Genomic DNA, 23,676 nt, shown 5'->3' on the forward strand with positions numbered 1-23,676 from the left:
TGACCCAAATTTGAAGTTGGAAAATTTTTCCAAAAATAAAGGAGTGGAAAGAGAATGGCAAAAATGCGAGCTGTTGATGCGGCACTGTTGATACTGGAAAAAGAAGGGGTGACCACGGCGTTTGGCGTACCGGGGGCAGCAATCAACCCGTTTTATTCCGCGATGCGTAAGCACGGTGGAATTCGCCATATTCTTGCCCGTCATGTAGAGGGCGCGTCCCATATGGCAGAAGGGTACACCCGTGCGACGGCAGGAAACATCGGTGTTTGTCTGGGGACTTCTGGCCCGGCTGGCACGGATATGATCACCGCCCTTTATTCCGCCTCGGCCGATTCAATTCCTATTCTGTGCATCACCGGGCAAGCCCCGCGTGCGCGTCTGCATAAAGAAGATTTCCAGGCTGTAGACATCGAATCTATCGCCAAACCGGTCAGCAAAATGGCTGTCACCGTGCGTGAGCCGGCACTGGTGCCAGGCGTGCTGCAACAAGCTTTCCATCTGATGCGCTCTGGTCGTCCAGGCCCGGTACTTATCGACCTGCCGTTTGATGTTCAGGTTGCGGAAATTGAGTTCGACGCTGAACTTTATGCGCCGCTGCCGGTATACAAACCAGCCGCCACACGTCCACAGGTTGAGCGTGCGCTGCAAATGCTGTGTCAGGCGGAGCGTCCGTTGATTGTCTCCGGCGGCGGCGTTATCAATGCCGATGCCGCGGCGCTGCTGCAGCAGTTTGCTGAACTGGTTAACGTGCCGGTTATCCCTACGCTGATGGGCTGGGGCACTATTCCAGACGATCATGAACTGATGGCGGGGATGGTCGGGCTGCAAACGGCGCATCGTTACGGCAATGCCACGTTGCTGGCCTCGGATCTGGTCTTCGGTATCGGTAACCGCTTTGCTAACCGCCACACAGGCTCAGTAGAGAAGTACACCGCCGGGCGCAAAATCATTCACGTTGATATCGAACCGACCCAAATTGGCCGCGTGCTTTGCCCGGATTTAGGCATTGTTTCCGATGCGAAAGCCGCGCTGACGCTGCTGATTGAAGTGGCGAAAGAAATGCAGGCACAAGGTCGTCTGCCGAAGCGTGATAGCTGGGTGGCAGAATGTCAGGAGCGTAAACGCACGCTGCTGCGTAAAACACACTTTGATAACGTGCCGGTGAAACCACAGCGCGTCTATGAAGAGATGAACAAAGCCTTCAGCCGTGACGTGTGCTATGTCACTACCATCGGTCTGTCGCAGATTGCGGCGGCGCAAATGCTGCACGTCTTTAAAGACCGTCGCTGGATTAACTGCGGTCAGGCTGGCCCGTTAGGCTGGACGATTCCGGCAGCGCTGGGGGTGTGTGCCGCCGATCCAGAACGTGAAGTGGTCGCTATTTCCGGTGACTTCGACTTCCAGTTCCTGATTGAAGAACTGGCCGTGGGCGCACAGTTCAACATTCCTTACCTCCACGTGCTGGTCAACAACGCCTATCTGGGTCTGATTCGCCAGTCGCAGCGCGGCTTTGATATGGATTACTGCGTGCAGCTGGCGTTCGAGAATATCAACTCCAGCGAAGTGAACGGCTACGGTGTTGATCACGTGAAAGTGGTTGAAGGCCTGGGTTGTAAAGCCATCCGCGTGCAAAAACCAGAAGATATCGCGCCAGCGCTGGAACAGGCGAAAGCCTGGATGAAGCAATACAAAGTGCCGGTTGTCGTGGAAGTGATTCTGGAACGTGTCACCAATATTTCGATGGGGACGGAGCTCGATAACGTTAACGAGTTTGAAGACGTGGCAGACTGTGCCGCTGATGCCCCAACCGAAACCTGTTTCATGAAGTACGAGTAGGAGACCGCTATGCTTCGTTTCTCTGCCAACTTGTCGATGCTGTTTACGGAATATGATTTCCTTGAGCGTTTCGAGCGTGCCGCACGCGCGGGCTTTCGCGGCGTGGAATTTATGTTCCCGTACGACTACGACATCGACGTTTTAAAACAAAAATTGCAGGACAACGCGCTCGAACACACGCTGCACAATCTGCCTGCGGGTGACTGGGCGGCGGGTGAGCGTGGCATCGCTTGCATTCCAGGCCGCGAAGAAGAGTTTCGTGAAGGTGTGACGGCCGCAGTTCGCTATGCTCGTGAACTGGGCAACAGCAAGATCAACTGCCTGGTGGGTAAAACGCCTGCGGGTGTGAGTGCGGAAATCGTGCGTAACACGCTGGTTGAAAACCTGCGCTATGCCGCAAATGTGCTGGCGAAAGAGCGCATTTTGCTGCTGATTGAGCCTATTAATCAGTATGACATTCCGGGCTTTTACCTCTCTGGCACTCAGCAAGCGCTGGCGTTACTGGAAGAAGTCGGATGCAGCAACCTGAAGATTCAGTACGACATTTACCACATGCAGCGCACCGAAGGTGAAATTGCTCTGACGATGCAAAAATATCAGGACAAGATTGGCCATCTGCAAATTGCCGATAACCCGCAACGCGGGGAACCGGGCACCGGTGAAATTAATTACGACTATTTATTTGCCGCGATTGCAGACTCCCGTTACGACGGATGGGTCGGATGCGAATATAAGCCGAAAACAACCACCGAGGCGGGTTTAGGCTGGTTTGATCGCTATCGCTAATTAAGTAATCACATTCAGGCTGTGTTTTATTTCCACCCGGTGGAAAGGGACTGCTGTTGCCTGAATATCTGAAAAGGAATGAGGGAAATGATGAAACTGGGATTTATTGGTCTGGGCATTATGGGTACGCCGATGGCGGAACGTCTGGCAAAGGCCGGACATCAGCTTCACGTCACCACGATTGGGCCCGTGTCACAAACGCTGCTTGAGCTTGGCGCACAGCATCTCGAGACTGCGAAGCAGGTCGCTGAGAAATCAGAAATTATCTTTATTATGGTTCCCGATACGCCACATGTCGAAGCGGTTTTGTTCGGTGAAAACGGATGTGCTGAGACGTCGCTGAAGGGAAAAACCATCGTGGACATGAGCTCCATCTCACCTATCGAAACCAAGCGTTTTGCCGCGAAAGTGAATGCGGCGGGGGCAGATTATCTCGATGCACCGGTCTCCGGTGGCGAGATTGGTGCCCGTGAAGGCACGCTCTCTATCATGGTTGGTGGCGATGAGTCCGTCTTTAATCGTGTTAAGCCTCTGTTTGATGTACTGGGGAAAAACATCACCCTGGTGGGCGGCAATGGCGATGGGCAAACCTGCAAAGTGGCGAATCAGATTATCGTTGCGCTGAATATCGAAGCGGTGTCTGAAGCACTGTTGTTTGCATCGAAAGCCGGTGCCGATCCAGCACGTGTTCGCCAGGCATTAATGGGTGGGTTCGCCTCTTCACGCATTCTTGAAGTGCATGGCGAGCGTATGCTGAAACGCACTTTTAACCCAGGCTTTAAGATTGCGCTGCATCAGAAAGATTTAAATCTGGCCTTGCAGAGCGCCAAAGCGCTGGCGCTAAATTTACCGAACACGGCAACCTGTCAGGAGTTATTTAATACCTGTGCGGCAAACGGTGGCAGCGATCTCGATCACTCGGCGCTGGTGCAGGCACTGGAATTAATGGCGAATCACAAGCTGTCATAATAACAAATCGCCACATCAGTGATGTGGCGAATAAAATTTGTCTTTATTTAATAATTATAAAATTAAAACATCATTGTTCCGCATAGCTAAACCTGAAAAACGTAATCCGATACGTCTTAAGAGGGAATTATGGAACAACACAGAAATCTGTACCAACAGCGAGGTTACAGCGAGGATCTACTGCCTAAAGTAGAAGCTCAGCGTAACTGGAAGACATTTAACTACTTTACCTTATGGATGGGATCAGTTCACAACGTGCCAAATTATGTGATGGTGGGCGGGTTTTTTATTCTCGGCCTTTCTACGCTTAATATTATGCTGGCCATTATTATCAGCGCATTATTTATTGCTGCGGTGATGGTGTTTAACGGCGTCGCGGGCAGCAAATATGGTGTTCCCTTTGCGATGATTTTACGTGGCTCTTACGGCGTTCGCGGGGCATTATTCCCGGGGATTTTAAGAGGCGGCATTGCAGCCATTATGTGGTTCGGCTTGCAGTGCTATGCCGGGTCACTGGCCTTTTTGATTTTAATTGGCAAGTTCTGGCCTGAATTTCTGACGTTGGGTGGGGATTTCAAACTGCTTGGGCTTTCATTGCCCGGGTTGATTGCCTTCCTAATCTTCTGGCTGATTAACGTCGGCATCGGGTTTGGTGGCGGCAAAGTCCTGAATAAATTCACCGCAGTGCTGAACCCTTGTATCTACATCGTGTTCGGCGGCATGGCGATTTGGGCGATTTCGTTGGTGGGGATTGGCCCTATTCTGGATTACCTGCCAGCAGGTGTTGCTAAAGCGGAAAACAGCGGTTTCTTAACGCTGGTGGTTATCAACGCGGTGGTTGCCGTATGGGCCGCGCCCGCGGTCAGTGCGTCTGACTTTACCCAGAATGCGCACTCGTTTCGTGCTCAGGCGTTGGGGCAAACGCTGGGTTTAGTGGTCGCTTACGTGCTGTTTGCCGTTGCCGGGGTCTGCATTATTGCCGGAGCGAGCATTCACTACGGTATGGACACCTGGAACGTGCTGGATATCGTGCAGAGATGGGACAGCCTGTTCGCTTCCTTCTTTGCCGTCGTTGTTATTCTGATGACGACTATCTCCACGAACGCGACGGGGAACATCATTCCGGCGGGCTATCAAATTGCTGCCATCGTACCGACGAAATTGACCTATAAAAACGGTGTGCTGATTGCCAGTCTTATCAGTCTGGTTATCTGTCCATGGAAGTTGATGGAAAACCAAAGCAGTATTTATCTGTTCCTCGATATTATCGGCGGCATGCTTGGCCCGGTCATTGGCGTCATGATGGCACACTATTTTGTGGTGATGCGTGGTCAGATTAACCTCGATGAACTTTATACCGCGCCTGGCGATTACCAGTATTTTGAGAATGGTTTCAACCTGACGGCTTTTTTAGTCACGCTGGTGGCGGTTGTTCTTTCGCTCGGCGGAAAGTTTATTCCCTTGCTTGAGCCTTTGTCTCGTGTCTCGTGGTTTGTGGGTGTCATATTTGCCTTCGTGGCTTATTCATTATTAAAAAAACGCACGCTGCAAAAAGACTTAGTGCAGCAAAATATTCCCGGTTAGTGAAGTACAAAGTAACAGGATGATTGAGTTCAGGGATGAAGCAGATAAAACACTCTTATTAATACAAGGAATAAGTTATGTCATTTGATCTGATTATTAAGAACGGTACCGTCATTTTAGAAAACGAAGCACGCGTGGTCGATATTGCCGTCAACGCGGGCAAAATTGCCGCCATCGGGGAAAACCTGGGTGAGGCGAAAAGCGTCATGGATGCCAGCGGACTGATTGTTTCCCCTGGCATGGTGGATGCGCACTCTCATATCTCCGAACCAGGGCGTACCCATTGGGAAGGCTATGAAACTGGCACCCGTGCAGCCGCGAAAGGTGGTATCACCACCATGATTGAAATGCCGTTGAACCAGCTGCCCGCCACCGTTGACCGCGCCTCTATCGAACTGAAATTCGATGCTGCAAAAGGTAAGTTAACGGTGGATGCAGCGCAGCTGGGTGGCCTGGTGTCTTACAACACCGACCGTCTGCATGAGCTGGATGAAGTCGGCGTGGTCGGTTTCAAATGCTTCGTCGCCACCTGCGGCGATCGCTCAGTGGATAACGACTTCCGCGATGTGAATGACTGGGAGTTTTATAAGGGCGTGCAAGCGCTGGCGAAAATGAACCAGACCGTGCTGGTGCACTGCGAAAACGCCCTGATTTGTGATGCGCTGGGTGAAGAAGCCAAAAACGAAGGCCGTGTCACCGCGCACGACTATGTGGCCTCTCGTCCAGTGTTCACGGAAGTGGAAGCCATTCGCCGCGTGCTGTATCTGGCGAAAGTGGCAGGTTGTCGCATTCATATTTGTCACGTCAGCAGCCCGGAAGGTGTGGCGGAAGTGACCCGTGCGCGTCAGGAAGGTCAGGCCGTGACCTGCGAATCCTGCCCGCATTACTTCGTGCTGGATACCGATCAGTTTGAAAAAATCGGCACCCTGGCGAAATGCTCACCGCCAATTCGCGATGCAGAGAATCAGAAAGGCATGTGGGACAAACTGCTGAACGGCGAAATTGACTGCCTGGTCTCTGACCACTCGCCATGCCCGCCAGAAATGAAAGCCGGCAATATCATGCAGGCGTGGGGCGGAATTGCTGGCCTGCAAAGCTGCATGGATGTGATGTTTGATGAAGCCGTACAGAAGCGCGGGATGTCGCTGCCGATGTTTGCTCGTCTGATGGCGACCAACGCCGCCGATATTTTTGGTCTGAAGAACAAAGGCCGTATCGCCCCGGGCAAGGACGCCGATCTGGTGTTTATTCAGCCGGAAAGCAGCTACGTGCTGAAAAATGAAGATCTGGAATATCGTCACAAAGTCAGCCCTTACGTTGGGCGCACTATTGGCGCGCGCATTGCCCGCACCATTCTGCGTGGGGAAGTGATTTATGACATCGAGCAGGGCTTCCCGAAAGCGCCGCAGGGTAAATTTATCCTGAAACATCAGCAGTAAGTCGTCGTGTGTGCCCGCCCTGCGCGGGCACTCTTTTACAGAGTGGTGCTATGGCCGTATTCAAGTTTGATCGTCGCCAGTTGCCTGGCGGATTTCAGTGGTTCTTCTTCATTTTCTGCAACACCGTGGTGGTTCCGCCCACGCTGTTGTCGGTCTTTCATCTTCCTGCCTCGTCGCTTCTGACCCTGACTCAATATGCGTTTATCGCAACCGGCTTTGCCTGTCTGGCTCAGGCATTTTTCGGCCATCGACGGGCTATCATGGAAGGGCCAACGGGGCTGTGGTGGAGTACAATTCTGACCATCGCCGCCGGGGAAGCCGCGCGAGGCACGCCGATTAACAGCATTGCCTCAAGCCTTGCGGTGGGCATTTTGCTTGCTTCGCTGTTGAGCATGGTGATTGGCATCAGCGGCATAGGCTATCGCTTAGCCCGGCTGTTCAGCCCGGTGGTGATGACCTTCTTTATGCTGATGCTCGGCGCACAGTTGACCACGATTTTCTTCAAAGGCATGCTCGGCCTGCCGTTTGGCGCCGCTATTGCCCCCGTGAGCATTCAAATGGGGCCTGGGATGTTGTCGTTGGCGATAGTGTGCCTGATGCTCGGCATGATTATTTTCCTGCCCCTTCGATGGTCGCGGTATGCCTTGCTGACCGGAACGCTGGTAGGCTGGCTGCTCTGGTATCTCTTGTTTCCGGCCGTTGCCGCACAAGGCGTGGCGGAGGCGCACTGGCAATGGTTCCCGTTAGGAAGCGGTGGGCAACTGATGCCGGGTATCATTCTCACTGCCGTGCTGGCCGGGCTGGTGAACATCACCAACACTTACGGTGCCATTCGCGGCACGGACACGTTTTATCCTGAGCAGACAAACGGCAATGCGCGATATCGCCGCAGTTTCCTTGTCTCCGGCGTGGTGACGCTGGTGACTCTCCCGATGGCCGTTGTGCCGTTTTCCCCGTTTGTCTCTTCCATTGGCTTGTTGACCCAAACCGGGGACAGTTCACGTTCGCCTTTTGTGCTGGGCGGTTTCTGCTGTCTGATTGTCGGTTTGGCTACGCCGTTAACGCATTTTTTCACCACGTTGCCGCTCACTGTGAGCAGCGCCGTGATGCTGGTTTCTTATCTGCCCTTGCTCTATTCCAGCCTGAATTTCAGCCGCCAGGTGACGTTCACCTCCCGCAATATCTACCGTCTGGCGCTGCCGCTGTTCTTCGGTTTGTTTTTAATGAATCTGCCAGGTGTCTATCTGCAAAGCCTGCCGCTGGCGTTGCGCCCCTTATTAAGCAACGGGTTGCTGGTCGGTGTTTTGCTGGCTCTGGTTCTGGAAAATGGTATTCCGTGGCAACGGATTGACTCCCCTCGTCAGTGAAAGGATGAAGCATGAAAATTGTAATTGCGCCTGATTCGTTTAAAGAAAGCCTGAGTGCCGAGCGGTGTGCACAGGCCATCAAAAAAGGATTTATGACGTTTTTCCCGATGGCGGAGTATCTCTGCCTGCCGATCGCGGATGGCGGCGAAGGCACGGTGGAAGCGATGGTCAGTGCCACGGGCGGAAAACTGGTTTACAAAACGGTGACAGACCCGCTTGGGCAGGAAATACAAGCGTTCTACGGACAAAGCGGCGATGGACGTACGGCCTATATCGAAATGGCGGCGGCCAGCGGCTTGATGCTGGTATCACCGGAAAAACGTAACCCATTGCTGGCGACCAGTTACGGCACCGGCGAGCTGATTCGTCATGCTTTGGACGCCGGGTTGCGACACATTATTTTAGGCATTGGCGGCAGCGCCACGGTAGATGGCGGAGTGGGCATGGCGCAGGCACTCGGCGCACGATTTTACGACATTAACGGCCTGAACCTTGGGTTTGGCGGCGGCGAGTTGCAGCGCATGGTGAAACTGGATATCAGCGGGCTCGATCCGCGTCTGGCGGAATGCACCATCGAAGTGGCATGCGACGTGGATAACCCGTTAATCGGGCCGCGCGGCGCTGCTGCGGTATTTGGCCCACAAAAAGGAGCCACGCCAGAAATGGTGCAAATGCTGGAAAACGGGCTGAAAAAGTATGCCTCGTTGATTCAGAATCTGACGGGCAAGGCGGTAGATACATTGCCGGGCGGCGGTGCGGCAGGCGGGATGGGCGTAGCAGCGCAGGTTTTCCTCAATGCTACTCTTCGTCCCGGGATTGATATCGTCATTGATGCTGTGGGGCTGGATGCCGCCGTACAAGGCGCGTCGCTGGTCATCACCGGTGAAGGCCGAATTGATTCACAGACGGTCGGCGGAAAAGCACCAATGGGCGTGGCGCAAACGGCGCAAAAACATGGCGTGCCGGTAATTGGTATCGCGGGCGTGCTGGGGGAGGGCGTAGAAATCGTGCATCAGTACGGTATTGATGCGGTGTTCAGCATTTTGCCGCGCCTTGCGCCGTTGCCCGATGTGCTGGCGAACGGTGAAGAAAACCTCTACCACTGTGCGCGGAATATTGCTGCGGTTTTGCGTCTTGGCCAGCAGATAGCCTGATAAAAAAAAGCCACGGTTTACACCGTGGCAAAAAACAACATAGCTAAACACAATCGGTAGAAGGCTTACGCCATACCCGTCATACTTCAAGCTGCAGGGGTGTTGGCTGCACTCTCTCACCCCAGTCACTTACTTAAGTAAGCTCCTGGGGATGAGCTCCCTTGCCGCCTACCTGCAACTCGAATTATTAGGGTATAAATTAGATCTCAATGTCGCGGTTGCAGTCCTTCGAATAGATATAGCTGAATGTTTCACGTCCTACGCCATAGCCTGCCTGCAATGAATAAGCGCCCATAAAGATGTAGTCGCCCTGTTTTACAGGAACCCACTCGTTATCCAGGTTATAAACCCCTTTCCCCGAGAGAATATAAGCGCCGTGTTCCTGAACATGTGTCTCGATATAACCGTGGCTGGCCCCTGGTTCGAACGACAGGATGTGCATGTTCATATCAAACCCGAGCTCTTTAGGCAGGAAGTCGAACAGAATGACGTCGTCCATGCCTTCGTAATGGATAGGCTCAAGCTGGCTAACGTTGCCGGTGACACGGTAAGGTAAATGGCCTGCGACTGGCGTGTAGCGGCGCTTGTAAAGAAACAGTTGGCTGTCGGCATGGCTGGCATTGCTGAAGGTCATCAGCTCGCCCGGAGGGCAGTAAAGGTAGCCGCCAGCGTCCAGGTTCAGGCGATCATTCCCTGCTGTCGCGTGGATTTTCCCGCTGATCACATACAGAAAGGTTTCAATGCCTTCGCCACCAAAGCCCTGCAGATTACCGCCGTCCTTGTGAAGGGTGACCAGATAATCGACAAAGGTTGCCCCGAGTTTCGGTGTGGACAAGATAGTCGCATCGCAGTTATCGAAACCGGGAATAATATTCTTCACCAGACCGTCAGGCGTTAACAGCGCATAGTTGCCATGACGAACAACAGAGCGGGTTGCCAGCAAATCTTCACGGTAGCCGGTCACGTTATTCAGATATCCCATTTACTTCTCCTTATTCGCACCAGGCCAGCTGGTGCAGCATCAGTGCCAGCGTTCTGACCCCTTCGGCCAGATCGTCAATGTGGGTGGCTTCCGCCGGGTTGTGGCTGATACCGCCTATGCTTGGCATGAAAATCATGCAGGTCGGTACCCGCGGGGCAAAAATTTGTGCATCGTGGCCCGCGCCGCTATGCATCACCCGGTAGTTCATCTTTTCTTTTTCACACAGCGCAGCCAGTTGAGCGACCAGCTGCTTGTCCATCGGCACGGGCGCTTCGTCCATCCACAAATCGATATCAATGTCGATAGTCATCTGCTGGCAAATGCGGCGCATATCGGCTTCCAGCTCGACGGTAAAGGCGCGAAGCGCTTCGGCGTCGGTATGGCGGCAGTCGACAGTGAACACCGTTTTGCCGGGCACCACGTTGACGGTATTGGGCTGAGGATTGACTTTGCCGAAGGTAAGCACCAGCGGATCGCCGTGGGCGTTGGCTTTGTCGATGGCCTCGGTGCAAATTCGGCTAAACGCATGGACGGTGTCGCGACGGTAGCTCATTGGCGTGGAACCCGCGTGGTTGGATTCGCCGCTGAGTGTGACGGTATAACGGCGCTGGCCGACGATGGCATTCACCACGCCAATGGACTGGTGATTCACCTCAAGCACGCGGCCTTGCTCGATATGCAGCTCAACAAAAGCTTTGATGTTTTTCTTCGCCGGAAGCGGGGCACTCGGCAGGCTAAACCCACAGGCTTTCATCGCGTCGACAAAGCCCACGCCGTCAACATCGCAGATGTCGCGCACATCGGCCGGGTTGGCCAGGCCGAAGATATTCTTGCTGCCCCAGAACACATACGGGAAACGGCTGCCTTCTTCTTCGGCAAGAGCGACCACTTCCACAGTACGAAGCGGTGGGCCGTAAGTGTCTCTCAGCCAGCGAAGCGCCAGCCAGGCGGCTAAAGCGCCGAATTGCCCGTCCAGATTGCCGCCGTTGACGACGCTGTCGATGTGCGAGCCGCTGAGGATAATTTCATCCTTGTAGCGAGTGCCCTCCAGCGACGCAAACAGGTTGCCGACTTCATCAAAGCGCGCGTTAAACCCGCTGTCGCTCATACGTTGCCTGAATGCCTGCTGTGCCTGCAACCACTCAGGAGAATAAAGCAGACGAGTCAGGCCCCCTGATTCATCTGCGCCGAAGGAAGAAAGCCACGGCAGCGTCTCTTCTACCGCCTGGCGAAAATAAGTCTGCATAATGCCCTCTGATATTATTTGGCCTGTGCAAATGGCGAATGTGTTTCATAGGAGCGGGTGTATAAAACATCCGACACAAGGTAGTCGTAAATATCATCGACAATCTCGATGCCTTCTTTTTCTGAGAGGCGTTCGTTAATATCCAGATTCTGCCCCGGATAATAAACCTGCTGGAACCCTGGTGCTGGCGCAATCGCATTGAGCTCTTGCATGGTCTGGCTAATATGCTGGCGGAAAAGCATGCCATTGCCGAAAAAGGCAGGATTAATCACAATATGCAACTGACCTAAATCGCGGCCTTTGCTTAAATTATCGTACATCGAGCTGACCTGACGACCGAAAGGCAGGTTTAATAAAATGCCCGACAAAATGTCGATCATCATCATCAGACCATAACCTTTCGGGCCTGCGGCGGGCAGCAGCGCGTGAACCGCATAAGGGTCGGTGGTTGCCGCACCGTTTTTATCAACGGCCCAGCTATCCGGAATGCTTTCACCGCGCGCTCTTGCGTCCAGTATTTTTCCCCATGCCTGCACCGTGGTGGCCATATCGAAGGTGATGATATCGTCGCCTTCACCAGGTGCTGCAAAGGCCAGCGGGTTGGTGCCGTAATAGATCTCTGCGCCGCCGAAGGGGACGACCATCGGATCTGACTGACAAAGGGAAAGGCCGATAAACCCAGCTTTTGCCGCCATTTGGGCAAAACAAGAAATGGCGCCACTGTGCCCCATTTGCCTGATGCCCACGACCGCCACGCCGTTTTCGCGCGCCAGCGCGATGGCTTGCACCATGCCTTCTTTTGCCGCCACTTGTCCTGCTGCATTGTCTGCATGAAGAATGGCGCTGCACGGCCCTGTTTGCTCAAAGTTGAAGTGTGGAGTGCAGTTGGTGCCGCCTTTGGAGATCCTTTCGGCGTAATATTCCACGCGAACCGCGCCGTGCGAGTGAATACCCCGGGCATCGGCGTAGGTCAGGACTTCGGCAACGGTCGCGGCGTGCGAGTCGTTGAGTCCGGCCTTGTGCAGTTTACGGGCAATAAGTTGATGGAGTTTTTCCCGACTGATTTTCATCTGTCTTCCTTTTTAGGGCATGTAGAGCCTTTAACTGCGCACCAAAATACCGGGGAATAGATTTAAAATTGTGATCTGAACGACTAAATATAGTTAGTTAGAATTTGTTTGATAATCCCACTGGCTTTATCGGTGATTATTAAATAAAAGAGCCTGGTAAATTATTTCGCTAATGCGCAGGCTATTTTTTCAATAATTCTTTCAATCCGGTGAGTGTGATTTTTATCACGCTAATAACCTATTTTGGCGGCTAGCCTGTGCACATATTTACCTGAGCTGTAAATACACTTACCGGAGAGCCGTAATGATCCATGCTTTTATTAAAAAAGGCTGTTTTCAGGATTCCGTCAGCTTAATGATTATCTCTCGCAAGCTGAGCGAAAATGAAAATGTTGATGATGTGTCGGTGATGATGGGCACGCCAGCCAATAAAACGTTGCTGGAAACAACAGGGTTCTGGCATGACGATTTTACTGCGGCAACGCCGAACGATATCTGCGTGGCGATACGCACAGAAAGCGAAGATGACTCGATTGCCAAAACCATTCTCGACCAACTGGACGATGCCTTAAAGGGGCTCGCGCAGGGCAACAGCAACAGTCAGTCTCTGACGGTGGTTCGCCGTTGGCAGAGCGCCACTCGCGCCTTACCGCCCGCCAACGTGACGCTGATTTCCATTGCGGGCGAATACGCGGCAGGGCTGGCTCGTCAGGCGCTGGACGATGGCCAGAACGTGATGATTTTTTCCGATAACGTCACGCTCGAAGATGAAATCGCCTTAAAGCAGCAAGCGCGAAGCAAAGGTCTGCTGGTGATGGGCCCGGATTGCGGGACCGCGATGATCGCCGGCACACCGCTTGCTTTTGCTAACGTGATGCCACAAGGCAATATCGGCGTCATTGGCGCATCAGGCACGGGCATTCAGGAACTGGTTTCGCAAATCGCGCTGGGCGGAGAAGGGATCACCCATGCGCTAGGTCTTGGTGGGCGTGACCTGAGTGCGGAAGTGGGCGGGATCAGTGCTTTGACGGCGCTGGAGATGCTTAGCGCAGACAGTCAAAGCCAGGTGCTGGCTTTTGTCTCTAAACCGCCAGCCGCAGAAGTGCGTACACGTATTATTGATGCGATGAAAAAGACCGGGAAACCTGTCATCGCGTTGTTCCTTGGCTGGTATCCGCCAGCACCTTGTGAGGGCAACGTCTGGTTCGCGCAAAGTCTTGATGATGCAGCAAGACTGGCGTGTCGGCTTTCTCGTGTGATGTCGCTGCGTGCAACATTACCGAGCTGTCACCAACGCACCATTCGCGGGCTTTACACCGGCGGAACGCTTGCTGCCGAGGCCGCAGGTTGGCTGGCGCAAAGTCTGCAAATTGACACTGATAGCCACCACCCGCACGGCATGATGCTGGAGGGCAAAGGCCATCAGGTTGTCGATCTTGGTGATGATTTCTACACCGTGGGCCGTCCGCATCCGATGATCGACCCTTCCTTGCGTAATCAACTCATTGCCGAACTGGCTCACCAGCCGGAAGTCGGCATTCTGCTGCTCGATGTGGTGATTGGCTATGGGGCCACCGCAGATCCAGCGAGCTCGCTGGTGACCGCCTGCGATCAGGCAAGATCAGGACGCACGCAGGATTCACCGCTGCACATCATCGCCACCGTTACTGGCACAGAACAGGATCCGCAGTGTCGCTCGCAACAAATCGCCACGCTGGAAGACGCGGGCATTCTGGTGGTCGACACCCTTCCGGAAGCGACGCTACTGGCGGCTGAGCTGGTGCGTGCGCCTGCTACAAAGTCTCCTCAAACCAAAGCCGCTCTGCTTGAAGGCGTGGCGGTGATTAACGCTGGCCTGCGCAGTTTTGCGTTGGATCTCCAGGCCGCCGAAACGCCGGTTGTTCACTTCCAGTGGGCTCCGGTAGCAGGCGGAAATACCGAACTGGCTCGTTTACTCGAACGTTTGCAATAAGAGGTTGTTATGTACACATCCGTGGCGCAAGCCAACGAAGCAGTGATCGAAAAAATCCGTAATGCGCGTCCACACTGGCTGGACGTGCAGCCCGCAGGCCGCGTTATTGCTGAACTTAATGAGGCAAAAACCCTGCTGCATGCCGGGCCGCCAATGCGCTGGCAGGAAATGACGGGCCCGATGAAAGGGGCCTGCATTGGCGCCTGCCTGTTTGAAGGCTGGGCGCAGAACGAAGCACAAGCGCTGGACTTACTGGAAAGCGGCGGCGTGCGTTTCATTCCTTGCCATCACGTGAATGCCGTGGGGCCGATGGGCGGGATTACGTCGGCCAGCATGGCGATGCTGGTGGTCGAAAACCACACCGACGGCAATCGGGCCTACTGCAACCTGAACGAAGGGATTGGCAAAGTGATGCGCTTTGGCGCGTACGGTGACGAAGTGCTGGCCCGCCTGCGCTGGATGCGCGATGTGTTGATGCCAGTGCTGCATCAGGCGCTAAGCACATTACCGCAAGGGCTGGATTTAACGGCGATGATGGCTCAGGGCATCACCATGGGCGATGAGTTCCATCAGCGCAACATTGCGACTTCAGCACTGCTAATGCGCACGCTGGCCGCGCCGATTGCCCGTCTGGATCACGATAAAGCAAAAATTGCGCAGGTGATGGAGTTCCTCGCCACCACCGATCAGTTCTTCCTCAATCTGGCGATGGCCTACTGCAAAGCGGCAATGGATGCCGGAGCCCAGATTCGTGCGGGCAGTATCGTCACCGCCATGACCCGCAACGGCGATAACTTCGGCATTCGCGTCAGTGGCCTGGGCGACCGCTGGTTCACCGCGCCGGTTAATACGCCACAAGGACTCTTCTTCACAGGTTACAGCCAGGAACAGGCCAACCCGGACATGGGCGATAGCGCGATTACGGAAACCTTCGGCATCGGTGGCGCAGCCATGATCGCCGCACCAGGCGTCACGCGCTTTGTTGGCGCGGGTGGCGTTGAGGCGGCGAAAACCGTTTCAGAAGAGATGGCGGAGATTTTCCTCGAACGCAATATGCAGTTGCAGATCCCGGGGTGGGATTTCCAGGGCGCTTGTCTGGGGCTGGATATTCGCCGGGTGGTGGAAACCGGGATCACGCCGCTGATCAATACCGGGATTGCGCACAAAGATGCCGGGATCGGGCAAATCGGCGCGGGTACTGTTCGTGCTCCATTGGCTTGTTTTGAACTGGCGCTTCGGGCGCTGGCTGAGTCAATGGGCGTCTGATGAACGGTGAGATCCTGCCTCTGATCGGCAGCCAGCATGCGCCTGCCCATCTTCAGCGCTGGCATGTGGGCGGTGTCTGGCGTCGGGCTGTCAATCTGTATACGGACAAAGGCGAACAGCTCACGCTGCACGATCAAGGCCGGGGTCTCACGCCAGGAGGCTGGCTGCTTCGACATCGGGATTTTACCCGTGTCAGCAGGGCGCTCCAGGCCGGAAGGAGGGTGGATGCCGATGAGGAAGCTCTCCGCATCGGGCACCTGACGCTGCGACCGCCGCAAAGACGCTGTGCGTTAACTTTACGAGCGCATTCGGCTTGCCTCTCGCTTCCCGCGTCAATGCTGGATTTGCCCGAGGAAACTGGCCTGTGTGGATTGCTTTCACAGGCAATCGCTACACCGTTCTCATCCGAGCTAAAACAGTTCTGCCATTGCTTCAGCGCAGCGTTACAGGGCGAGATCGTGGACTGGCGACCGTGGCTAGGCAAGGGGCCGGGGCTCACACCCAGTTCGGACGACATGCTGGTAGGCATGCTGCTGGCTGCACAAATGGACGGCGCGCTCAGCTCAAAGCAGTGCGAAAACTTTTTTGCCGCATCAGGAAATCTGTTTGTCGTCACCACGCGGGTTAGCGCCAGCTATTTGCGCTACGCGAGTCAGGGCCTGTTTGGCTCACCTTTGCTGCATTTTGCCACTTCTCTGCAACGAGGCCTGCGGATTACGCAGGCCGTCGAAAAATTACTTGGCGTCGGGCATACCTCCGGCGCGGACACTCTGCTGGGATTCTGGCTGGCCCGTCAACTCATCACGAAAGGATAAAACATGAAAACGCTGGTGGTTGCCCTTGGCGGCAACGCGTTATTGCAGCGCAATGAAGCGCTGACGGTCGAAAATCAATATCGCAATATTGCCAGTGCCGCGCCCGCGCTGGCTCGTCTGGCGCAACACTACCGCTTAGCGATTGTTCACGGTAACGGCCCCCAGGTGGGATTGCTGGCTTTGCAAAATCTGGCTTATCGCGATGTTGCGCCGTGGCCGCTGGATGTGCTGGTGGCGGAAAGCCAGGGCATGATTGGGTCGATGCTGGTGACCTGTTTGCGCCAGCAGCCCGGGATGCCGCAAGTGGTCAGCGTGATGACTCGCGTTCGGGTTTCAAAAGACGACCCGGCGTTTCTTGAACCAGAGAAATTTATCGGCCCGGTCTATGCCCCGGAACAGCAGGCGGCGCTTGAGAAAGAATACGGCTGGCAGATGAAGCGTGACGGGCAATATTTACGCCGCGTGGTGGCTTCGCCGCATCCGCTGAAAATTGAAGAGAGCGAAGCGATTAGCCAGTTGCTGAATGCCGGGCAGGTCGTGATTTGCTGCGGTGGCGGCGGAGTACCTGTGACAACGCAAGGCGAAGGAGTGGAGGCGGTCATCGATAAAGACCTGGCGGCGGCATTACTGGCGGAGCAGATTGATGCTGATGGTCTTGTCATCCTGACCGATGCGGATGCGGTGTATGAAAACTGGGGTACGCCAACGCAGAGAGCTATTCGAGAAGCCACGCCGGATGCGTTAGCGTCTTTCGCCAAAAACGATGGATCAATGGGGCCCAAAGTGGCTGCGGTGAGCGGCTTCGTTCGTCGGAAAGGAAAACCTGCGTGGATTGGCGCGTTATCGCGTCTGGATGAAACGCTGGCGGGAACCGCGGGAACCTGCATTCATCCCTGAAATGCAGGTTCCGGTGCGCTTATTTCAGTTTTGCTTGTGCCCATGCGATCCCGCTGGCGTACTCCGGCGGAAGCAGGGGAATAAGCGCTTCAAGCGTGGCGCTCAAACGGCCGGTGTCACTGTCGTTCAGGTTTAAGTGACCGACTTTGCGACCCGGGCGCACTTCTTTGTCATACCAGTGCAGATGCACCAGCGGCAGCTTCAGCCAGTTGTAGTTCAGGTCAGTGCCAATCAGATTGACCATCACTGACGGGCTGTTGACCACTGGCGGCGGCAGCGGTAAGTCTGTCACACCGCGCAAGTGCAACTCGAACTGGCTAATGGATGCGCCGTTTTGCGTCCAGTGTCCGCTGTTGTGCACACGCGGGGCCAGTTCGTTAATCAACAATCCTGATGGTGTAATAAAACATTCCATCGCCATCACGCCCACATAGTTCAGCTCATTCATAATGGCCGTGAGCATGCTTTCAGCCTGTGATTGCTGCTGAGCATTGGCCTGCGGGAACGCTACGCTGACACGCAGAATGCCGTCCTGATGCAGGTTATGGGTCAGAGGGTAGAACACCGTGCTGCCATCGTGGGCGCGTGCGCCTACCAGCGAAACTTCACCGCTAAAGTTGATCCCTTGCTCAACAATGCATTCGCCATAGCAATCGGCAGGAAGCTGATCGGTTTCATCGGCGTGTAAACGCCACTGCCCGCGGCCGTCATATCCGCCTGTGCGACGCTTCACAATCGCCAGTTCGCCCAGACGCTCAAACACGCCAGGCCATTCTGCGTTATCGGCCAGCAACTGCCACGGCGCGGTAGCGAGCCCCAGCTTGTCGAACAACTGCTTTTGCGTCAGACGGTCAGCGATGATCGGGAACACGTCGCGGTTCACAAACGCTTTATGCAGCGCCAGCTCGCGAGTCAGTGCCGTTTCTGGCCAGCGCTCAATTTCTGCGGTGATCACGCTTTGCTGAAAGGGCACGGCTTCGGGATCAGCTTCCAGCCCGACAGGCCAAACGCTAATACCCAGCGGTTCGCCAGCCTGGCGCAACATTCGGCCTAATTGACCGTTGCCAAGGACGCAAACTTGTTTCATTGCGCACCCCGTGGGTCTGGATTGTCCAGCACTTCATCAGTTTGCGCTTTCCGCCAGTCCGCCAGGCGCTGGTGTAATTCACTGTCGTGAGTGGCGAGGATTTGCGCCGCCAGCAGGGCGGCATTAGCGGCACCTGCTTTGCCAATCGCCAGCGTGCCAACCGGAATGCCGCGTGGCATCTGGACGATGGAGTAAAGGCTGTCGACACCGCTCAGCGCTGCGCTCTGCACAGGCACACCCAGAACTGGGACTAATGTTTTCGCGGCAATCATGCCCGGCAAATGTGCAGCACCACCAGCTCCGGCGATGATCACCTGATAGCCATTCTCTTCTGCGCTTTCGGCGAAGCTGAACAGTTTGTCGGGTGTGCGGTGTGCGGAAACCACTTCCACATGGTGCGGTACGTTCAGGGTATCGAGGATTTCAGCGGCGAACTGTAGGGTAGCCCAGTCGCTTTTGGACCCCATCACGATGGCGACACGCGCCGGATTGTTGCGGGAAGACATGCGTCTTAAAACTCCTGTGGGTGTGGAACACACTGCTTTGAAGGCCACAGAGAATAGCATGGAAAATCGGCAAGGAAAACGGTTGCGCGGTCAGGATTACGTGGATGTGCTGAGAAAATATAAAGGGTATATGGGACTGATGACAAACCTCTAACGAATGAGATTTGTCATAGGGTACCGAATAAAAAAACAAGGAAAATCAATTTATTGATTTTCGGCTGCTCACCACAAAGAAGGAAAAACCACGCTTTTTCCTTCTTTGTCAGCAATCTGGGTATATGGGACTTTATTATGACTACCGTTGCGTAAAATGGCCGAATGCGGACGGGGCACCATGTATCTCCGCTGTAGTATGTTTACCGGGCCCCGGATGGGCCGGGTCATCAGCGATCAGCGAGAGCAGAGTACGGAGGTAGGGCTTGTCAAAATATGACCTTTATTCAGCGGAGGAGCGCTATCAGTCAGGCTCTGGCGGTCTTGTGCTTGCCAATAAGCTGGGGATCATCGATGAGCAGGAAATGGAGTCACTTGAGTCAGGCCTACTAATGATGCTGTACGAACAACTTTTTCTTACTGACCCGCTATCTGTGCCGCTGGCTTTTGAGCAGATCCGCGACTGGCATCGCCAATGGCTGGGAAATGTGTATGACTGGGCAGGGAGATTGCGTCATGCCAATCTGACTAAGGACGGCTTTCACTTTGCAGCGGCAGACAGAATTCCTCAGCTGATTACCGGGTATGATCGGCAGTATTTGTCACGGACTGGCACATTGAAATCTTTATCACGCTCAGAATTCGTACGCTATCTGGCTGAAAGCCATGTGGAATTTATTTTGATCCACCCTTTCAGGGAAGGCAATGGACGCTTATCACGGCTACTTTGTGACAGCCTGTCGGTTCAGGCGGGGTGGAGCCTGCTGGATTATAGCTTGTGGGATAAACACAAAGAGTATTACTTCAAAGCGATTCAGGCGGGCGTATCAGGGAACTACAAGCCTATGATGCAACTCGTGAATGATATATTGCCGGATTAGCGTGCAAGACCAATAGCCTTAACCTTCGCCTGAGAACGTTTAAGCTGTTGCTCTATTTTCTGTACAGAATTACCCGTTTCGATCGCAGTTGAACTGGCAACGGTTCGGAGAATTTGAGTTTTCGTGATCGGATCTTGCTCTTTCTGTTTTGCCATGCTCTGAGCCTCATTTTACAAGCTTTGATTTTAGTTCTGACAAAGACCATTCGCAAGACCGTTGCGGCCGCCAGCAACCAGCAGAAAAGTGGCTAAGCGGGATGCACACATTTCTGATGTGCTAGCCGCTGTAAATTTACCGCAACGAGACCAGAAATACGGTAAAGTTGCCACTGGAGTTGTTACCTTGCCGACTAAATGACTGCGGAAGCACCGCAGCGCAGCATAACCACGAGGAGAGCGTATGCTGAAACACATTCTTCGCACCCCGGAAGGGAAAAAATTTCTGACCGCTGTCGCGATTGTCTTTCTGATTGCCGTGACAGTGGTGACTAAGGTGACGTTTCAGGGCGTAGAGGATCAGTACAATCTGCCGATGGAAAACTGGAATGTGGGCATGTTCTTTATTCAGGGCGCGTGGGCGGCCATTTACAGCATCATGTTCACCATCATCGGTTCACTGCCGTTTGGCTTTTATTTCCTCGGCCCGAAAGACGATCGCGGCTGATTAGAACGGAAACGCGATCAGCTCGACGCTGTCGGTGGTCACTTTGACCATCGACCCTTCTTCATGCCACGCACCTAACACCACTCGCTTTGCAGGTCGGCCATTCGCTGTAAGCGGGTGAACCGCCGGGCGATGGGTATGCCCATGAATGAGCCACTGCATCTGATGTTTTTCCATCATGCGCACCACGGCTTGCGGGTTCACGTCCATGATGGCCATCGATTTATGGCTGTTGGCAGCTTTACTGCCATTACGCATTTTGGCGGCGATTTTACGGCGGATAAATAACGGCAGAGCAAGAAACAGGGCCTGAAGCCAGGGCTGATGCACTTTGGTGCGAAAGGCCAGATAGCCGGTGTCGTCTGTGCACAGCGTATCGCCATGCATGATCAACACTTTGCGCCCGTAAAGATCTAACACTTGCTCTTCCGGCAGCAGCGTCATGCCGCTTTCACGCGCGAAGCGTTTACCGAGCAGGAAATCACGGTTGCCATGGATGAAGGAGCAGGGCACGCCGGAATCGACCAGCGCTTTGATCTCTTTGGCGATTTCACGGTGCAGCGGTTCGGGATCGTCGTCGCCAATCCAGGCTTCAAACAGGTCGCCCAGAATGTAAAGCGCATCGGCTGTGCGCGCTTCACCGCGTAAAAAACGCAGAAAACCGGCGGTGATCGCCGGTTCTTCTGTGTGCAGATGCAAATCTGCAATAAAGAGTGTCGCCACGATTACTCGCTGACGGTCACGCTTGTGACGATAACGTCTTCTTTTGGCACGTCCTGGTGCATGCCGCTGCGGCCTGTTGCGACAGCTTTAATTTTATCAACCACGTCCATGCCTTCGACGACCTCAGCAAATACGCAGTAACCCCAACCCTGCAGGCTCTCGCCAGAGAAGTTCAGGAAGTCGTTATCAACCACGTTGATGAAGAACTGTGCGGTGGCAGAGTGTGGCGCCTGAGTACGGGCCATCGCCAGCGTACCACGGGTGTTTTTCAGGCCATTGTTCGCTTCGTTTTTGATCTGATCTTTGGTGGCTTTCTGATGCATGCCTGGCTCAAAGCCGCCGCCCTGAATCATAAAGCCGTTGATAACGCGGTGGAAAATGGTGTTGTTGTAAAAACCTTCGCGGCAGTAGTCGAGGAAGTTTTTAACTGTTTCAGGCGCTTTATCATCAAAGGTTTTGATAACGATATCGCCGTGATTAGTGTGGAAAGTAACCATTTTTGCATCCTGTTACGATAGAGTGGTGCGAATACCCGCTGACGGGTCACGTATAGGGGCTTGTTATAGCATAACCGTAAGGTTGGATCACCTTGCAATGCGTGCTGCTTCCGGATTGAATTACAGGTAGAATACGCCGTTTACGACCACACACGTTTACATGGAATCTTCAATGTTAAAAATCTTTAATACACTGACGCGCCAAAAAGAGGAATTCAAACCTATTCATGCCGGGGAAGTCGGCATGTACGTGTGTGGTATTACCGTTTACGATCTCTGTCATATTGGCCACGGCCGTACTTTTGTCGCGTTTGATGTCGTGTCCCGCTATTTGCGTTTCCTGGGCTACCAGCTGAAGTACGTGCGTAACATCACCGATATCGACGACAAAATCATCAAACGCGCTAATGAAAATGGCGAAGACTTTGTGGCGCTGGTCGATCGCATGATTGCCGAAATGCACAAAGATTTTGATGCCCTGAATATCCTGCGTCCGGACAATGAGCCGCGCGCTACGCACCACATTCATGAGATCATTGAGATCACCGAAAAGCTTATCGCTCGCGGTCACGCTTATGTGGCAGACAATGGCGACGTAATGTTCTCGGTGCCAAGCGATCCGAACTATGGCTTGCTGTCACGCCAGGATCTGGAACAGCTGCAGGTTGGCGCACGCGTTGACGTGGTTGACGTTAAACGCAACCCGATGGATTTCGTGCTGTGGAAGATGTCCAAAGCAGGCGAGCCGAGCTGGTCTTCTCCGTGGGGCGAAGGGCGTCCAGGCTGGCACATTGAGTGTTCTGCGATGAACTGCAAACAGCTGGGTTCCCATTTCGATATTCACGGTGGCGGTTCGGACCTGATGTTCCCACATCATGAAAACGAAATCGCTCAGTCCACTTGTGCGCACGATGGCGAGTATGTGAACACCTGGATGCACTCCGGCATGGTGATGGTTGACCGCGAGAAAATGTCGAAATCGCTGGGTAACTTCTTCACCGTGCGCGATGTGCTGAAGTACTACGATGCTGAAACCGTGCGTTACTTCCTGATGTCCGGCCATTACCGCAGCCAGCTCAACTACAGCGAAGAGAACCTGAAACAGGCACGCTCAGCGCTGGAGCGTCTTTACACCGCACTGCGCGGTACGGATGCTTCTGTTAAAGCCGCAGGTGGTGAAGCGTTTGAAGCCCGTTTCCGTGAAGCCATGGACGACGATTTCAACACCCCGGAAGCGTACTCCGTGCTGTTTGATATGGCCCGTGAAGTGAACCGTCTGAAAGGTGAAGACCTGGCCGCAGCAAACGGGATGGCGGCGCACATGCGTAAACTGTCTGGCGTGCTGGGCCTTCTGGAACAAGATCCAGAAGTGTTCCTGCAAGGCGGTGCGCAGGCCGACGACGGTGAAGTGGCAGAAATCGAGGCTCTGATTAAACAGCGTCTGGAAGCACGCCAGTCAAAAGACTGGGCAGCAGCAGATGCCGCGCGTGACCGTCTGAATGAGATGGGCATCGTGCTGGAAGATGGCGCGCAGGGGACGACCTGGCGTCGTAAGTAATTTCTCCGCAATCTAGCTTACCGGCAAAAGAAAATCGTCGCTTCACGTTCAGCAATGGGCTAATCGGGTTGGGCGAGAGGCAAGTTATTAGCCCCATGGGGTCGCAGGGATTGACAAGGGAGACGCGAGAGTCTCCCTTGTCCCGTTCACGTGCAGAGATAGTTGAGGTGACTGCAAGGCATAAAGTGAACGGAATAATTCTACTAAGTGAAAAGACAAAACGAG

At 54.1% G+C, this 23,676-nt stretch carries 22 protein-coding genes; 14 read left to right on the forward strand and 8 right to left on the reverse strand.

Annotated features, from left to right (window positions below):
• Window positions 1–54 precede the first annotated feature (54 nt).
• From gcl to glxK, 7 genes are all read left to right on the forward strand, one after another.
• Window positions 55–1,836, forward strand: coding sequence for a glyoxylate carboligase (gene gcl / locus ACLW56_RS07645; protein ID WP_330983194.1), 1,782 nt, complete (start codon window positions 55–57; stop codon window positions 1,834–1,836).
• 9 nt (window positions 1,837–1,845) lie between these two features.
• Window positions 1,846–2,622 (forward strand): hydroxypyruvate isomerase, encoded by a 777-nt coding sequence (gene hyi / locus ACLW56_RS07650; protein WP_330983195.1) that lies wholly within the window; start codon window positions 1,846–1,848, stop codon window positions 2,620–2,622.
• Window positions 2,623–2,712: 90 nt separating this feature from the next.
• Window positions 2,713–3,591 (forward strand): 2-hydroxy-3-oxopropionate reductase, encoded by an 879-nt coding sequence (glxR, locus tag ACLW56_RS07655; RefSeq protein WP_330983240.1) that lies wholly within the window; start codon window positions 2,713–2,715, stop codon window positions 3,589–3,591.
• Between the two features lie 129 nt (window positions 3,592–3,720).
• Window positions 3,721–5,175 carry an allantoin transporter gene (locus ACLW56_RS07660; RefSeq protein WP_330983196.1) on the forward strand — a complete coding sequence of 485 codons (1,455 nt, stop codon included), beginning with the start codon at window positions 3,721–3,723 and terminating at the stop codon, window positions 5,173–5,175.
• 77 nt (window positions 5,176–5,252) lie between these two features.
• Window positions 5,253–6,614, forward strand: a complete 1,362-nt coding sequence (gene allB / locus ACLW56_RS07665) for an allantoinase AllB (RefSeq protein WP_330983197.1) — start codon at window positions 5,253–5,255, stop codon at window positions 6,612–6,614.
• 50 nt (window positions 6,615–6,664) lie between these two features.
• Window positions 6,665–7,981 carry a uracil/xanthine transporter gene (locus tag ACLW56_RS07670; protein WP_330983198.1) on the forward strand — a complete coding sequence of 439 codons (1,317 nt, stop codon included), beginning with the start codon at window positions 6,665–6,667 and terminating at the stop codon, window positions 7,979–7,981.
• 11 nt (window positions 7,982–7,992) lie between these two features.
• Entirely contained in the window at window positions 7,993–9,135 is a 1,143-nt protein-coding gene (glxK, locus tag ACLW56_RS07675; protein ID WP_330983199.1) for a glycerate 3-kinase, read from the forward strand.
• 199 nt (window positions 9,136–9,334) lie between these two features.
• On the opposite strand, the gene allE is transcribed toward glxK, so the two are convergent.
• Genes allE through allD form a run of 3 tightly spaced genes read right to left on the reverse strand, consistent with a single transcriptional unit; the run spans window position 9,335 to window position 12,433 of the window.
• Window positions 9,335–10,117 carry a (S)-ureidoglycine aminohydrolase gene (gene allE / locus ACLW56_RS07680; protein WP_330983200.1) on the reverse strand — a complete coding sequence of 261 codons (783 nt, stop codon included), beginning with the start codon at window positions 10,115–10,117 and terminating at the stop codon, window positions 9,335–9,337.
• A 10-nt stretch (window positions 10,118–10,127) separates the two neighbouring features.
• Window positions 10,128–11,363 carry an allantoate deiminase gene (gene allC / locus ACLW56_RS07685; RefSeq protein WP_330983201.1) on the reverse strand — a complete coding sequence of 412 codons (1,236 nt, stop codon included), beginning with the start codon at window positions 11,361–11,363 and terminating at the stop codon, window positions 10,128–10,130.
• Window positions 11,364–11,377: 14 nt separating this feature from the next.
• Window positions 11,378–12,433 carry an ureidoglycolate dehydrogenase gene (allD, locus tag ACLW56_RS07690; RefSeq protein ID WP_330983202.1) on the reverse strand — a complete coding sequence of 352 codons (1,056 nt, stop codon included), beginning with the start codon at window positions 12,431–12,433 and terminating at the stop codon, window positions 11,378–11,380.
• 304 nt (window positions 12,434–12,737) lie between these two features.
• Here allD and ACLW56_RS07695 point away from each other — a divergent pair, with 304 nt between their 5' ends.
• From ACLW56_RS07695 to ACLW56_RS07710, 4 genes are read left to right on the forward strand one after another with little or no spacing between them, the layout of a single operon-like run.
• On the forward strand, window positions 12,738–14,405 hold the full coding sequence (locus ACLW56_RS07695; protein ID WP_330983203.1) for an acyl-CoA synthetase FdrA: 1,668 nt from the start codon (window positions 12,738–12,740) through the stop codon (window positions 14,403–14,405).
• Window positions 14,406–14,414: 9 nt separating this feature from the next.
• A complete protein-coding gene (locus ACLW56_RS07700; protein ID WP_330983204.1) occupies window positions 14,415–15,671 on the forward strand; it encodes a DUF1116 domain-containing protein in 1,257 nt (418 codons plus the stop codon).
• Window positions 15,671–16,486 (forward strand): DUF2877 domain-containing protein, encoded by an 816-nt coding sequence (locus tag ACLW56_RS07705; protein ID WP_330983205.1) that lies wholly within the window; start codon window positions 15,671–15,673, stop codon window positions 16,484–16,486. The genes ACLW56_RS07700 and ACLW56_RS07705 overlap by 1 nt, the downstream gene beginning before the upstream one ends.
• Before the next feature lie 3 nt (window positions 16,487–16,489).
• Entirely contained in the window at window positions 16,490–17,383 is an 894-nt protein-coding gene (locus ACLW56_RS07710) for a carbamate kinase (RefSeq protein WP_330983206.1), read from the forward strand.
• 19 nt (window positions 17,384–17,402) lie between these two features.
• Here the strand turns inward: ACLW56_RS07710 and purK are convergent, their stop codons facing one another.
• Both purK and purE read right to left on the reverse strand, forming a co-directional pair.
• The gene (purK, locus tag ACLW56_RS07715) at window positions 17,403–18,470 is read right to left on the reverse strand and encodes a 5-(carboxyamino)imidazole ribonucleotide synthase (protein WP_330983207.1); all 1,068 of its coding nucleotides are present in this window, start codon (window positions 18,468–18,470) and stop codon (window positions 17,403–17,405) included.
• On the reverse strand, window positions 18,467–18,976 hold the full coding sequence (gene purE, locus ACLW56_RS07720; RefSeq protein ID WP_154160146.1) for a 5-(carboxyamino)imidazole ribonucleotide mutase: 510 nt from the start codon (window positions 18,974–18,976) through the stop codon (window positions 18,467–18,469). Before purE ends, purK begins: the two co-directional genes overlap by 4 nt.
• A 419-nt stretch (window positions 18,977–19,395) precedes the next feature.
• On the opposite strand from purE, the gene ACLW56_RS07725 reads away from it, so the two are divergent.
• The gene (locus ACLW56_RS07725) at window positions 19,396–20,010 is read left to right on the forward strand and encodes a Fic/DOC family protein (protein WP_330983208.1); all 615 of its coding nucleotides are present in this window, start codon (window positions 19,396–19,398) and stop codon (window positions 20,008–20,010) included.
• Here ACLW56_RS07725 and ACLW56_RS07730 read toward each other — a convergent pair.
• Window positions 20,007–20,165, reverse strand: a complete 159-nt coding sequence (locus tag ACLW56_RS07730; protein WP_330983209.1) for a hypothetical protein — start codon at window positions 20,163–20,165, stop codon at window positions 20,007–20,009. The two genes, ACLW56_RS07725 and ACLW56_RS07730, sit on opposite strands and share 4 nt — an antisense overlap.
• Before the next feature lie 244 nt (window positions 20,166–20,409).
• Here ACLW56_RS07730 and ACLW56_RS07735 point away from each other — a divergent pair, with 244 nt between their 5' ends.
• Window positions 20,410–20,673: a DUF2534 family protein gene (locus ACLW56_RS07735; RefSeq protein WP_330983210.1), complete on the forward strand. Its 264-nt coding sequence runs from the start codon at window positions 20,410–20,412 to the stop codon at window positions 20,671–20,673.
• Here the strand turns inward: ACLW56_RS07735 and lpxH are convergent, their stop codons facing one another.
• Both lpxH and ppiB read right to left on the reverse strand, forming a co-directional pair.
• Window positions 20,674–21,396 (reverse strand): UDP-2,3-diacylglucosamine diphosphatase, encoded by a 723-nt coding sequence (gene lpxH, locus ACLW56_RS07740; protein ID WP_330983211.1) that lies wholly within the window; start codon window positions 21,394–21,396, stop codon window positions 20,674–20,676. It abuts the gene before it with no gap.
• Window positions 21,397–21,398: 2 nt separating this feature from the next.
• Complete coding sequence (gene ppiB, locus ACLW56_RS07745; RefSeq protein ID WP_330983212.1) at window positions 21,399–21,893, reverse strand: peptidylprolyl isomerase B; 495 nt, start codon at window positions 21,891–21,893, stop codon at window positions 21,399–21,401.
• A 172-nt stretch (window positions 21,894–22,065) separates the two neighbouring features.
• Here ppiB and cysS point away from each other — a divergent pair, with 172 nt between their 5' ends.
• Window positions 22,066–23,451, forward strand: coding sequence for a cysteine--tRNA ligase (gene cysS / locus ACLW56_RS07750; RefSeq protein WP_330983213.1), 1,386 nt, complete (start codon window positions 22,066–22,068; stop codon window positions 23,449–23,451).
• Window positions 23,452–23,676: the final 225 nt, after the last annotated feature.

The sequence above is a fragment of the Pantoea sp. sgz302252 genome (assembly GCF_047713085.1).
Taxonomy (GTDB): domain Bacteria; phylum Pseudomonadota; class Gammaproteobacteria; order Enterobacterales; family Enterobacteriaceae; genus Scandinavium.

Excerpts from the sequence above, each read along its gene's own strand:
- ACLW56_RS07700 (WP_330983204.1), top strand. The coding sequence starts at position 14,415 with ATGTACACATCCGTGGCGCAAGCCAACGAAGCAGTGATCGAAAAAATC.
- cysS (WP_330983213.1), top strand. The coding sequence starts at position 22,066 with ATGTTAAAAATCTTTAATACACTGACGCGCCAAAAAGAGGAATTCAAA.
- ACLW56_RS07710 (WP_330983206.1), top strand. The coding sequence starts at position 16,490 with ATGAAAACGCTGGTGGTTGCCCTTGGCGGCAACGCGTTATTGCAGCGC.
- allB (WP_330983197.1), top strand. The coding sequence starts at position 5,253 with ATGTCATTTGATCTGATTATTAAGAACGGTACCGTCATTTTAGAAAAC.
- hyi (WP_330983195.1), top strand. The coding sequence starts at position 1,846 with ATGCTTCGTTTCTCTGCCAACTTGTCGATGCTGTTTACGGAATATGAT.
- purK (WP_330983207.1), bottom strand. The coding sequence starts at position 18,470 with ATGAAACAAGTTTGCGTCCTTGGCAACGGTCAATTAGGCCGAATGTTG.
- ACLW56_RS07695 (WP_330983203.1), top strand. The coding sequence starts at position 12,738 with ATGATCCATGCTTTTATTAAAAAAGGCTGTTTTCAGGATTCCGTCAGC.
- allE (WP_330983200.1), bottom strand. The coding sequence starts at position 10,117 with ATGGGATATCTGAATAACGTGACCGGCTACCGTGAAGATTTGCTGGCA.
- ACLW56_RS07735 (WP_330983210.1), top strand. The coding sequence starts at position 20,410 with ATGCTGAAACACATTCTTCGCACCCCGGAAGGGAAAAAATTTCTGACC.
- allD (WP_330983202.1), bottom strand. The coding sequence starts at position 12,433 with ATGAAAATCAGTCGGGAAAAACTCCATCAACTTATTGCCCGTAAACTG.
- ACLW56_RS07660 (WP_330983196.1), top strand. The coding sequence starts at position 3,721 with ATGGAACAACACAGAAATCTGTACCAACAGCGAGGTTACAGCGAGGAT.
- ACLW56_RS07670 (WP_330983198.1), top strand. The coding sequence starts at position 6,665 with ATGGCCGTATTCAAGTTTGATCGTCGCCAGTTGCCTGGCGGATTTCAG.
- ACLW56_RS07705 (WP_330983205.1), top strand. The coding sequence starts at position 15,671 with ATGAACGGTGAGATCCTGCCTCTGATCGGCAGCCAGCATGCGCCTGCC.
- allC (WP_330983201.1), bottom strand. The coding sequence starts at position 11,363 with ATGCAGACTTATTTTCGCCAGGCGGTAGAAGAGACGCTGCCGTGGCTT.
- purE (WP_154160146.1), bottom strand. The coding sequence starts at position 18,976 with ATGTCTTCCCGCAACAATCCGGCGCGTGTCGCCATCGTGATGGGGTCC.
- glxR (WP_330983240.1), top strand. The coding sequence starts at position 2,713 with ATGAAACTGGGATTTATTGGTCTGGGCATTATGGGTACGCCGATGGCG.
- ACLW56_RS07730 (WP_330983209.1), bottom strand. The coding sequence starts at position 20,165 with ATGGCAAAACAGAAAGAGCAAGATCCGATCACGAAAACTCAAATTCTC.
- ppiB (WP_330983212.1), bottom strand. The coding sequence starts at position 21,893 with ATGGTTACTTTCCACACTAATCACGGCGATATCGTTATCAAAACCTTT.
- gcl (WP_330983194.1), top strand. The coding sequence starts at position 55 with ATGGCAAAAATGCGAGCTGTTGATGCGGCACTGTTGATACTGGAAAAA.
- glxK (WP_330983199.1), top strand. The coding sequence starts at position 7,993 with ATGAAAATTGTAATTGCGCCTGATTCGTTTAAAGAAAGCCTGAGTGCC.